Source organism: Runella sp. (assembly GCF_965279615.1).
Classification (GTDB): Bacteria; Bacteroidota; Bacteroidia; order Cytophagales; family Spirosomataceae; genus Runella.
Genome location: NZ_OZ257252.1, coordinates 4,834,251 through 4,847,626 on the forward strand (window position 1 = coordinate 4,834,251; position 13,376 = coordinate 4,847,626).

Sequence of the window (13,376 nt, forward strand, 5' to 3'; positions counted from 1 at the left end):
GAATACTTACCAAAGATTAAACTTAGTCTCTTTCAGCCCTTTTGATTGGATATAATTGAGCAGTTCTTTGGCATCTTCGCCGCCGCGTTGGGCATGATGAAGGAGTGAGAAGCCGTGAGGCCCTTTTGAGGTAAGCAAGTGAGGCATTGCTTCCAATTGTGGTTTTACCAAAGCGGTTTTGCCGAGCATAGTCAGCACAAAGAGATTAGGTCGTGCTCCCTGATTCAATAAATAATTGGCAATTTCTTTATTCCCTACGTGTCCTGCGGCTTCAAGAGCCGTTTCAAAATCACCGCCACCCCAATCCCAAGCTGCAAACAGTAAATTTGGGTGCTCTTTGAGCATGGTTTGAATTTTAGCCAAGTCTTTGTGACCTGCTCCGACAAAATCTCTTACCAAATCAGCCGCGTAGGCTGCCGGTTTTTCCTGTTGGGCAATCATCAGGTGAGGCGTAGCAACAATGCTTGTCCCTAAGGCTATTTGCTGTAAAAATTCAATTCTTTTCATAAACTGTAAAAGGGTTTATCAATAAACTGACCGTATTTAGGCAAGTTAATGATAAACCCTCACAGCTAAGGAATTAGAGTCCATGAAACCCGAAAAATCCCACGATTTGGGGGAGGTTTAAAGTTAACCCCACCCCAGCCCTCCCCTGTAGGGAGGGAGATACACAGAGTTCCCTCCCTACAGGGGAGGGCTGGGGTGGGGTATACACCTATTCCGATTTCAATGACTTCACCGGATTCATCAATGCAGCTTTAATACTTTGAAAACTTACCGTCAAAACGGCAATTCCCATCGACAGTACACCTGCTACCACAAACACCCACCATTCAATGTCGATACGGTAAGCAAAGTTCTGTAACCAACGATCTACGGCATACCACGCAATAGGCGAAGCGATCAGCATTGCAATGAGAACCAACTTGATAAAATCCTGCGAAAGAAGTGCCGTAATGCTTATCACCGATGCACCCAACACTTTTCGGACGCCGATCTCTTTGGTACGTTGCTGAATAACGTAAATAGCCAAACCCAATAAACCCATGCAGGCGATGAAAATGGCTAACAACGAGAACACGCCGAAAATGCGTTGGGATACCTGCTCGGTTTTGTATAAAGCCTCCAGATCAGTGTCCAAAAAGGAATAATGGAAAGGCTGATCGGGTTGGTAGCGTTTCCAAATAGTTTCCATTTGGCTCACCAACGGCTTGGAGTTCGTTGTCTTGAACCGAACAATAATGTCATTGTTAAAACGCCCAACTAAACGATCATTCAGCACGAACAAAGGAACAATGCGCTCATGCAACGAACTGAAATGGAAGTTTTTGACCACTCCTACAACCGTATAAAAAACGGGTGGACCATCCTGTTGTGCAAAATTATCAGGGCTGATGATTTTCTTGCCTATGGGATCGGTAAGGCCTAATTTGGTGACAGCTTCTTCGTTGAGAATGACCGATGTAGAATCGTTGAAAGTACGTTCAAAAGGCCTTCCCGCCAGCATGGTCATGCGCATGGTTTGGAGATAACGATCATCTACCAACGTGCCGCGCCCCGTAACGCTTTCGTTATCACCGTCTTTGCGGAACGTTATTCCGAAATATGCCTGCCTGTCTCCCAAGGTGGCATTGGCTCCTCCTACACTTTCTACGCCCGATAATTGTTCAATTTCACGCTTGAACGTCTCGGTTTTGTTACCCAAAAAACCGGCACCTTTTAGGTTAATAACCGACTCTTTGGCAAAGCCTAACTCTTTGTCCTGCAAATATTGCAACTGACGGTAAACGATAATGGTACCGATGATCAAAATGATAGAAATGGAAAATTGAAAAACCACCAACCCGTTTCGCAACAAATAGCCTTGACGGGTGGATAGAAACTTGCCTTTTAAAACCTTAATAGGTTCAAATGCCGAAAGCACCCCGGCGGGATAACTTCCTGCCAGTAATCCCACGAAAATCGCCAACGCCGGTAACACAGGCAGCAAAGACCAATCAAGAAAATAACGAAGGGTTAATTGCTTATTAGCCAAGTTATTGAAATAAGGAAGAAACAACGCCACCAAGCCCACGGAAACCAAAAAACTGAACACACTCAGCATAACGGATTCGGTCAAAAACTGCGCTGCCAATTGCCCTTTGGTGGAACCCATCGCTTTGCGTACTCCTACTTCACGGGCGCGCTCAGAAGAACGGGCCGTGGCCAGATTCATGAAATTGATGCAGGCGATCAACAGAATAAACAACGCAATGACCGAAAATAAATAAACCAGCGTGCGGTTGCCGTTGGGCTGAAATTCCGCTTCGAGATTTGAGTCTAAGTGTATATCGCGAATGGGTTGTAGAAAATAAAAATAGCCATTTCCCGCTTTTATGTAGTCTTTGTACGAAACCCCAAAATTACGTTCCACTTCGCCGGCGGCATACTTTTCAACCACCTTCGGCAATTTCGCCTCTACAGTGGCGGCCTGCGTGTGGGGTTTCAGTAACAAATATGTATAGGCCGCAAAACTGATGTGATTAAGCTGTTCCACTTGTCGCAAACTAACGGTAGAGGCCAAAAAGTCAAACGCAAAATGGCCATTGGCAGGTACGTCGGCACAAATTCCTGAGATTTCCAGTTTTTGCCCCTGTACAAGTTCCAGCGTTTTACCAATGGGGTTGGCCGCGCCAAATAAACGTCGTGCGGTGCGTTGGGTCAGCACGACTGTATTGGGGCGTGATAACACCTTGGTTGGCGTACCTTCGACCAATGGAATTTGAAACACTTGAAAGAAGGTAGAATCGGCAAAAATGAACCCTTTTTCTTCAAGTGTTTTGTCGTTATGACGAATGAGCGTGGCTCCTTGACCGTTAAAATTAAAAACCCGTACCGTTTGCTCAATTTCAGGAATTTCCTTGCTAACCGACTGCGCATAAGACGGTGGAATAATGGCGTATTTTGTACTCCGGTCGGGGTATTTGCGCTCCAATGCCATACGGTATATACGCTCCCCCTGTGGCCAAAACCGATCAAAATTGAGTTCGTCGGCTACGTACAATACAATTAGAATACAACAGGTCATACCGATGGAAAGACCCGTAACGTTAATGAACGTGTTCGTTTTGTTTTTCAACAAATTGCGAAGGGCGATCTTGAAGTAGTTTTGCAGCATAAGTTTAGGTTATTAAAGGTAGGGGCGGGGCTTGCCTCCGCCCAATTGTACGTATCGGTTACGTCTCCCAAATTAACAATTTCGACACAACCGGGCAGAGGCAAGCCCCGCCCCTACGGTTACTCCGCTTTCAACGAATTGACCGGATTCATTAAAGCCGCTCGAATGGCTTGATAACTAACGGTCAATAATGAAACGGCTACGGCCAATATACCGGCTATGAGAAACATCCACCAGGAAATTTCAATGCGATACGCAAATTCCGTAAGCCACTGACTCATGGCATAATACGCAATAGGGGAAGCGATGACCACTGAGATTACCACAAGAATAAGAAACTCACTCGACAACAAGCTTACAATATTGGGCACGCTCGCCCCCAGCACTTTTCGAATTCCGATTTCTTTGGTGCGTTGCTCCGCCATGTAGGTCACCAATCCGAAAAGGCCTAAACAGGCAATCAAAATAGTGAGAATGGCAAACGTGAGCGCCACTTTTCCAACGCGTTGCTCGGCGCGATACATTTGGTCAAAGGATTGGTCTAAGAATTTATAACTGAAAGGCATTTCAGGTGCCATAGTTTTCCATTTGGCTTCGATTTTACTGACCAATGCCGGAACATCTTTTGTGTTGATCTTGAAGGCAGTAGTCCAGCTATTGTTGCCCAAACGCATACACAAAGGTCCAACGGTTTGCCGCAGTGATTCGTAGTGGAAATTTTTTACGACACCCACGACTTCATAAACGATATTTGGACTCCCCGGACCTTGGGAAGCATAGACTTTTTTGCCAATGGGGTCGTCATAACCCAAAACCTTGGCGGTGGTTTCATTGATAATTACCGCTGAAGAGTCAGAACCGAAGGATTTTGACAAATTTCTCCCTTTGATTATTTCCATGCCCAAGGTCGGAATATAATCATAGTCAATGTTCCAAACCTGCATGTTAAAGCCGTTTTTCATGTCCATCACTGCTTCTTTTGAGAAGGTATTATCACTGCGAGCAGAGCCTGCCAGGGGCAAAAAGCCGGCGTAAGCAGCACTTTTTACGCCTGCCATTTGGGCTATTTCGTTCTTAAATGCGTCTTTATTGGTCGTCAAAGCGCCGGTACCGTTGATGATAAGCACTTGGTCTTTGTCAAAACCCAATTTTTTGGTTTGAATATAATTGAGTTGCTGATACACAATGATGGTACCGATCACCAACACCAAGGAAGTAACAAACTGAAAAGTAACGAGCAGATTACGCAGATTACTGCGTTTGAAGCCCGCGTTTAATTTCCCTTTTAAGACTTCAATGGGGCGAAAAGATGAAAGAAAAAAAGCCGGATAGTAGCCGGCCAAAATGCCTACGACAAAGGGTAAAATCAGCAAAAAAGCTAAAAGCTGAGGTTGAAAGAGGGATGAAACCGAAAAGGTCTTCGCCGAAATATCATTGAAATACGGAAGCAGAATAAACGTCAGTAAAAGGGCAAAGCCAAAAGCTAAATAGCTCGTCAGCGTTGATTCTGCAATAAACTGGCCGATCAGCGTTTGTCTTTCAGTACCCAATACTTTTCGAATGCCCACTTCTTTGGCACGATTGGACGAGCGAGCCGTACTCAAATTCATGAAATTGATACAGGCAATCAGTAATAAAAACAAAGCCACCGCCGAAAAGATGTAAACATATTGAATATTACCGTTGACGTCCAACTCAGGATAACGGTCTGATTTCAGGTGAATATCAGTCAGTGGCATGAGCGAATATTCGATTTTATTGCCTGCTTTTTTAAAATCATCCATGGAATTGATCTGAATGAATTGTTTGGCTTGCGGGAGAATATAACGGACAATATACTCATCAAATTTCTTCTCAAATGCTTTATAATCACTGCCTTCTCGAAGCAAAAGATACGTATAGAAATTGTGGCTGAGATAGCTTCCGAATTGGTACTTAACATTATCCATCGAAAAAATGAAATCAAAATGGAAGTGAGAATTGGCCGGAATGTCTTTGATGACGGCTGTAACGTTATAAATGGTTTTATTGCTTACTCCCACTTCCAACGATTTACCAACGGCGTCGGTTGTACCAAAATACTTGCGAGCAGCGCTTTCACTAATGACTACGGTATTAGGATTGTCCAAAGCCGTTTTGGTATTTCCCGCAATGGCCGGCAGCGTAAAAACATCAAACAATGTTGAATCGGCATACGCTACACGGTCCTCTACAATGTATTCTTTGCCTTTTTTGATGTGTTTGGAACCATCAGAAGCGTAAATGCGGGCGTATTGTTCTACTTGAGGATAATCTTTTTTGAGTGTAGCTCCGGCGGGATCAGCGCTTGTGGCCATTTTTAAATCCGTGCCGCCAAACCGAATATCGGAGTGGATACGGTAAATGCGGTCGGCTTTTTCGTGAAAACGGTCGTAGCTGAGCTCGTCGGTCACGTAGAGCGCTATTAATATAAAGCAACACAGACCAATGGCCAAACCGGCCACATTAATGAATGAGAATACCTTGTTTTTCAACAGGTTCCGCCAAGCGATTTTAAAGTAATTTGCTATCATGGTTTTGGGGTTTTCTGTAAGATGAACTTTTTGCTGTCAGAGTTGCACAGTGCTGTTTTCAGGAATTGAATTTTATCGATGGACCTATAAGTCCTCCAAGACGGTATGCCGCAACGGGAGGATTTAGGCGGCCGACCGCTGCCGTGGGGTTACTTAATCATTTTTCAAATATGTGGTCGGATTGGCGGTAAAGGCTTTGTATAAATGCCACAAAATACTGAAAACGGTCATCAGTGCCAATCCCGTAGAAGCAATGAGCAACGGTAAAAAAGAGACGACGGACTCGGGAGAAACTTGATTGAAAATAGCCTTTGTAAGCAAGTATGATAAGGGGAAACCCAACAAAAAAGCAAAACCAATGGCAAATAAAAACTCTTTTATGATCTGGAAACTGATGTTTCCTATGCCGGCACCCAACACTTTTCTCACGCTTAGTTCTTTCATTTTCTTGCCCAAGATCAACAATGCCAAACCAAAAATGCCCGAAATAGAAACAAGCACCATGATCAACGAGGCCGCCGATAGTATCTGTGATATTTGGGTAAAGCCCACAAAGTAATTGTCAAAAACGGTGTCTTGATAATAATAGTCGAAAGGAAGGGTTGGGAAGGTTTTCTTCCAAGTGGCTTCTATGGATGAATGAGCATTCTTAAATAAACCCGGACTTGTTTTGGCGTAGGCAAACCGTACTTCCTCGGGCGAACAGCCCATGATCAAAAGCGGTTCTACTTTACTTTCAAAGTTTTCAAATCGAAAGTCATTGACTTCACCGACAATTAAATAGTGACGATTTTCATATTCAATGGTTTTGCCAAGCCCCGAAGTCCAATTCATTTGTTTTAAAAATGCCTGATTTACCAACAATGAGGTGCTTTTGTCGGTTTCAATTTGCTCGCTTAAAGGCCTTCCTTTGATTATTTCAATCCCCAATTGACTCGTAAAGCTTGGTAACACTTTCAGGCTTTGAACCGTCTTTTCCTTTCCTTCAATTTTAACCATAAGTTGTTTTGACCAATCGCCGATAGGTTCTACCGAGCCGGTAATTCCCGTAACGGTACTGTTGTTTTTAAGGTTGGCTTTTAAAACCTCAAACTTTGCCGGTTCCTCCAAGGCCACGACTACGTTATTTGCCGGGTCATATCCCCACGGTTTTGCTTTTGAAATACCCGCTTCCCGAATGAAGGCCAACGCCATAGAAATTCCCAAAAATGTAAGAAAGAACTGAAATCCTAAAAGGCTTTTTCTAAAGCGATTTTTGCTGCCCAATACCAAATTTCCTTTCACAATACTAATGGGCTTGAGGGCAGAAATATAGAAAGAAGGATAAGCGGCACCCCCTAAAACCGTGATAAAAACCAAGCCTATCAACGCCACCCAAAGACGAATATTGGAAAACAGGCTTTCGGTCAGGTCTTTGTTGCCCATTTGGGAAAACCAAGGCAAAAAGAAGAACTTAGCCAGAAACAACCCAATAACTACGCCAACGGTACAAAGGATCAGGTTTTCCAATAAAAACTGAAAGATGATCTGCCGCCTTTCACTTCCCATTGCTTTTCTAACGCCAATTTCTTTCAGCCGATTGGAAGCGGAAGCCACTGCGATATTCATGTAATTGAAACAAACCATCAACAATATGGCGATTGCGATGGACAAAAGCATCACTACGCCGATAATGTGAATGTGTTCAAACCGCGAATAGGCCAATTTATAAGAATGAAAATTCATGGTGTTCAACGGCTGATAATGAAAAGCCATGATCTTATCATCCTTATTGGCAGCATTGTATAGGTCTAAATACTTTTTGCTTTGAGCAACGCTTGGTAATATGGAAGTCTCACTATCGGTTTCCAGAAACGTAATGTCTGTATGTTGCTTCCAATCGTCGGTGGTATTGATGCCCAACGAAGCCATTTTTTGAAAAGGAATAAGGGCAGAAAAGTAGAAAGAAGCCGCGTGCGGTTGTTTTTCAAAAACGCCTTTCACGCTGAAATTTTCAACAATATCAATGCCGTTGCTTTTAAAACGAATATTCACGCTTTTTCCGAGAGGGTTTTCCTTTCCAAAAAGTTTATTGGAAAGCTCTTCCGTCAAAACAATTCCGTTTTGGTCAGTAAAGGCTTTTTTGTTGCCCCATTTGATGGGAAAATCAAATAAATCGTAGAAAACATCATCCACAAAACTGACTTCTTCCCGAAAAACTTTATCACCTACTTTGATGGTAGTGTTGATAAAATTGATGCGGGCTGCGTTTTTTATTTGCGGAAAATCAGTTTTCAACTGTTGACCCATAGGAGTCGGCGAATCAGTTTTGTATTGTTGATTGCCGTTTTTCTCCGCAATGGTTTCCACCACATAAATTCGGTCCAGTTTCGAATGAAAACTATCGAGATTAATAGACCTGTCCAAAAAAACAAACACCACTAAACAGCAACCTACCGCTAAACCAAGCCCACTAATATTGATACTGGACGATAACCTGTTTTTCAGGAGATTTCGTAAACCCAATTTAACGTAATTTTGCAGCATAGTTTTGATGTTTGCAGTGGAAGAAAGCAACAAAAACGATGAAATTACAATGTCATCTTCTCTAAGATGAATCCTGCGCTCAAAAGGTTACACTACTCAGCTCTCAAACTTTTCACGGGGTTCATCAAAGCCGCTTTAATGGCTTGGTAGCCAACCGTAAGCAAGGCAATTAAAGCGGTTGTGAAGCCGGCTATGGCAAATATGCTCCATGTAATATCTACGCGATAAGCAAAATCCTGTAGCCATTTGCTCATGGCTAAATACCCGATGGGGAATGCGGCAAGACAGGAAATCAAAACCAATTTTAGAAAATCCTTTGACAATAAAGTAGTGATGCTCAACACAGAAGCCCCCAGAACTTTACGAATTCCGATCTCTTTGGTGCGTTGTTCGGCGGTGAAAGTAGCTAATCCAAACAGTCCTAAACAGGCAATGAAAATCGCGATGATCGTAAAATAGGCAATGATGCCGGCGGTGCGCTCTTCTTTTTCGTAGCTTTTTTGAAATTCCCGGTCCAGAAAAGTGAATTCAAAAGGTGTTTCGGGATTGATTTTCTTCCATATTTTTTCAATGGCAGCAATCGTATTTTTGGCGTTGCCTTCTCGAATCGTGGTAATAAAATAGGAGGGTTGTTCGGTGCTGCTGAGTCGGATAATGCCATACGGGGCAATGGTATTGTGCAGACTTTGGTAATTGAAATTTTTCATAACACCGACAATTTCTTTACTCAATTGCTGATTATTAGCCTCATAATAGACCTTTTTCCCTACAGCGGTTTTGGGGTCATAGCCCAATTGTTTAATGGCCACTTCGTTCAAAATAATGGTGTTGGAATCGGCAGCCATGTTTTTAGAAAGCCCTCTTCCGTACATAATTTTATAACCAAGAGTTTCAATGTAATCGTCATTGGCGCGGACAAAACCTACGTCTACTTTGTCGTTGAGGGTTTTTCCTTCGGCATAAAACAAAAAGTCTTCCAATAACCCTATTCCCGGATAACTCGACCCGGACGTTGCGGAAACTACGTTGGATTGCGTTAAAACTTCATTTTTTAACGCCGTGTAATTAGTGGCAGAAGTGCGGCTTTGAAAAGGTAAAATAAGTTGTTGGCTTTTGTTAAAACCAAGATCGGTATTTCTGATCAAATTCAGTTGCTGCCAAATCACTACCGCTACGATGATTAAAGAAATTGAAACAACGAACTGAAAAACAACCAGCCCCTTCCGAATAAAAAGGGCGGACATACCCGTTGCCATTGTTCCTTTTAAGACCGAAATAGGCTTGAACGAAGATAAGTAAACAGCAGGATACAGGCCTGACAGCAAGCCGGTAAAAATGGTAATACCTGCGATCCAAAATATGAGTGAAGAGTTCTGAAAAAGAACAATGTTCTTCTGAGTAAAGGCATTGAAAACCGGTAAAACCGAAACCAAAATCACTATAGAAACCAAAAGGGCGATCAAGCACATGATAAGTGATTCACCCAAAAATTGCCAAATCAACGCCGCTTTTTTGGCACCCATCGCTTTTCTGACACCTACTTCTTTGGCGCGCTTTTCGCTGCGGGCGGTGCTCAAATTCATGAAATTGATGCAGGCGATGAGTAATACAAAGGCGGCAATAGCCCCAAAAATGTACAGATACGTCATGCTGCCGTTGGCCGAGATCTCATACCCAATGTTCGATTTTAAATAAATATCCTGCACGGGTTGTAAAAAAAGACTTTTTGATACACCCGCTGCCTTTAGGTCGGCACCGCCGTTGCGTTGAAGAAAAGGAGTTAATTTAGCCTCAAATGCAGCCACATTTGTTTCGGCTTTTAACTTCAAATAAGTATGAAAAATACTGTTGTTGTTCCAATTGGTTTGCTGTTTTACCCACTGCCCAATGTCGCCGTTTTCCATGGAAAGGAAAAAATGAGCGTTGATATGCGATTTGTGTTGGGTATTTTTGAAAACACCTTTTACGGTATAATCCAATTTCCCATAAGGTATTTCAACATTGATGACTTTGTCGATCGGATTGTCATTTCCGAATAATTTATGGGCAATTGACTCAGAAATGACAAGCGTATTTGGCTGATTCAAAGCGTCTTGATTGCCATATTTGAAATCGTAGGTAAACAACTTGAAAAAATCAGCATCGACGTAATAGCCGTTCGTTTCATAAAACTGACTGTTGTTTTTCGCATTTTTCAACAGCATTTTATCAATGTTGGGGAATTTTATAAAACGAGCTACCTGCTCTATTTCCGCAAAATCTTTTTTAAGCCCCTGCGCAAATGGCGCCGGCGAACCGGCCCATTTGTCACCATTTGACTCTGTCGCAACCCTGTAAAGTTGTTCTTTGTCTTTATGATGCTTATCGTAACTGAGTTCGTCAAAAACATACAACATGATCAGCAGACAGGTAGCCAGACCCACGGCCAACCCAAAAATGTTGATAAACGAAAAGACCTTGTTTTTGAACAGGTTCCGTAAAGCGATTTTGAAGTAGTTTTTCAGCATGGTTTTTATGTTTAGGTTTTAAGAAGAATGTAGGGGCGGGGCTTGCCTCCGCCCACTCACGTTCTCCAAATCAAATTTTCGGCGTAACCGGGCAGACGCAAGGCCTGCCCCTACGTATATTAATCCGCTTTCAATGCCTTTACGGGGTTCATCAGGGCGGCTTTGATGGTATGAAAACTCACTGTCAGCAACGTAATAAACAATACCAAACCCGCTGAAAGCAGAAAAGTAGCAGGACTGAGGGCGGTTTTATACGGAAACGGTTCGAGCCATTGGTTCATAAAATACCACGCGATCGGAAATGCGATCAGACAGGAAACGCCCACTAAATAGATAAAGCCCTTGGAAATCAGCGTAACGATATGACCCGTTTCGGCACCCATCACTTTCCGAACGCTGATCTCTTTCCGCCGTTGTTCGGTTGTGAAGGCCACCAAACCCAACAACCCAAGACAGGCGATCAGCACCGTCAGTGAGGAGAAAGCGGTGAAAATAGTGCCGCGTTTTTGATCAGCTTCGAATTGCGATTGAAAATTTTGGTCTAAGAAATTGTACTGAAACGAATGTTGGGGGAATACCTTTTTGTATACTTTCTCCAAATACGCCAACGTGCCGGGAATATCATCGGCGCTGATTTTTGCCTGTACCGAGCCGTTGTTTTCACGGTACACCAAGATCAACGGTTCGATGGGATTATAAAGCGATTTTTGGTGAAAATCTTTGAATACACCCACGACTTCCGCCAAGTTGGCGGTATCGCCCGCAAAGCGGATTTTCTTGCCCAACGCGTCGCTCCAACCCATTTTTTTGATAAGCGCCTCGTTGACGAGCATTCTTCGCGACGAATCGGCGTGGTCGAGTTCGGTAAAATTGCGCCCTTTGGTTATTTTAATGCCCAATGTTTCCAAGTAATTCTGGTCAATGCCGTAGAATTCAACCCCTAAGTTGACAAAGCCCGATTTTCCTTCAATTTCCATCAAGCTCAAATTCTGACTGTTGCTGTTGGGCGTATACCAAGACGAGCTTGCGGCAATCACTTTTGGATTTTTCAGAAATTCCGATTTCATGAGTTTGATCTCGTTGTGCCCATCACGCTCAATAGGGGGCATATTTATCACCAATACCTGGTCTTTGCTGTAGCCCAAGTCTTTGTTTTTCATGAAGTTGAGTTGATCGTACACCACCCACGTACTGATGAGCATCACCATCGAAATGGTAAATTGCAATACCACCAATGTTTGACGCAAAGGCGCATTGCTGGAGGCTTTGGCCAAGTTGCCTTTCAACACCACGAGAGGGTTGAATTTGGCCAAATAAAATGCCGGATAGCTTCCGCCGACCAAACCCACCACAACCACAATCGTTAGGATGCTAACGAGGGTAATGGGTTGAAAAATGGTTAAGAACGTAAAGGTTTTGCCCGAAATATCGTTGAAAACGGGCAACAGCAGCGCAATCAGCAGTAAACTTAAAACAAGTGAAACAAGCGTAATAACGGTAGATTCGGTCAAAAACTGCGCGATCAAATGACGCTGCAATGACCCCGATACTTTGCGAATACCGATCTCTTTGGCCCGCCGCGCCGAACGTGCCGTGGTGAGATTCATGTAATTGATACAGGCAATCAGGATCATGAACAACGCCACCGCCGAAAAGGTGTATATATACGACATACTGCCCAATTCTTCGGGCTCATTATTAAGCTCAGAGCGTAGGTGAATATCAATAATGGGTTGTACAACGTAGTTTATTTTGACATTATAAGGAGAGAAAATAGAAGCCATGTATTTTTGGTACATCGGTATCAATTTCTTTTCAAATGCCTTAGGATTAGCATTTTTGTTTAACAGCGCGTAGGTGTAAAAACCAAAGTTGCCCCAGTTGTTTCCAAAATCTTTACCAAGGCTCGCTGCCGAAATCAAAGCGTTAAATCGCAGATGCGAATTTTGCGGTACATCTTCAATAATGGCCGTAATATTGTAGGTGTCCTTTTTCCCCTGCAATGATTTCCCCACAACATTCTCCGTTGTTTGGAAATATTTTTCCGCTGCCGATCTGGTCAAAACTAATGAGTTGGGCGCGATCAAAGCTCTTTTTGCATCACCCGCGATGAATTTGTAGGTAAAAACGTCAAAAACAGTGCTGTCAGCATAGAATACCTTTTCTTCAAAAAATTGCTCATCGCCTTTTTTGAATAAGGTTTTATTGCCGTTTCTCACAAAACGTACCGCATGTTCCACTTCCGGGAATTCTTTTTTAAGCGTAGGCCCTAACGGAAATTGGGTAACCGCTACTTTATCCGCGCGCTCAGGTTCCTTAATGGTAGCACCGATGCGGTAAATACGCTCTGCTTTTTCGTGGTAACGGTCGTAGCTTAGTTCATCAGTAATGTAAAATACGAGAAACAGGCTGAAAGTAAGCCCAATCGTTAAGCCCAAAATGTTGAGGGCGGCATAACCTTTGTCTTTCAAAAGACTTCTTACGGCGATTTTAAAATAGTTTTCTATCATGGCTTTGGGTGAAAATTTAATATTGTAGGGGCAGGCCTTGCGTCTGCCCTCTTCCGCGCAAATCAGGGCAGGCCTTGCGTCTGCCCTTTTTCGCGCAAATCGGGGCAGGCCTTGCGTCTACCCT

6 protein-coding genes are annotated in these 13,376 nt (G+C 43.2%); all 6 read right to left on the reverse strand.

What is annotated here, in order from left to right; translation table 11 throughout:
* Window positions 1–6 precede the first annotated feature (6 nt).
* Window positions 7–507, reverse strand: a complete 501-nt coding sequence (locus tag ACQY73_RS20675; RefSeq protein ID WP_428654442.1) for a hypothetical protein — start codon at window positions 505–507, stop codon at window positions 7–9.
* A 208-nt stretch (window positions 508–715) separates the two neighbouring features.
* Window positions 716–3,157 (reverse strand): ABC transporter permease, encoded by a 2,442-nt coding sequence (locus tag ACQY73_RS20680; protein ID WP_428654444.1) that lies wholly within the window; start codon window positions 3,155–3,157, stop codon window positions 716–718.
* A 119-nt stretch (window positions 3,158–3,276) separates the two neighbouring features.
* A complete protein-coding gene (locus ACQY73_RS20685; protein ID WP_428654446.1) occupies window positions 3,277–5,709 on the reverse strand; it encodes an ABC transporter permease in 2,433 nt (810 codons plus the stop codon).
* A 153-nt stretch (window positions 5,710–5,862) separates the two neighbouring features.
* On the reverse strand, window positions 5,863–8,235 hold the full coding sequence (locus ACQY73_RS20690; RefSeq protein WP_428654448.1) for an ABC transporter permease: 2,373 nt from the start codon (window positions 8,233–8,235) through the stop codon (window positions 5,863–5,865).
* A gap of 92 nt (window positions 8,236–8,327) precedes the next feature.
* Window positions 8,328–10,742 (reverse strand): ABC transporter permease, encoded by a 2,415-nt coding sequence (locus ACQY73_RS20695; RefSeq protein ID WP_428654450.1) that lies wholly within the window; start codon window positions 10,740–10,742, stop codon window positions 8,328–8,330.
* A 119-nt stretch (window positions 10,743–10,861) separates the two neighbouring features.
* Entirely contained in the window at window positions 10,862–13,252 is a 2,391-nt protein-coding gene (locus ACQY73_RS20700; protein ID WP_428654452.1) for an ABC transporter permease, read from the reverse strand.
* Between the last annotated feature and the right edge of the window lie 124 nt (window positions 13,253–13,376).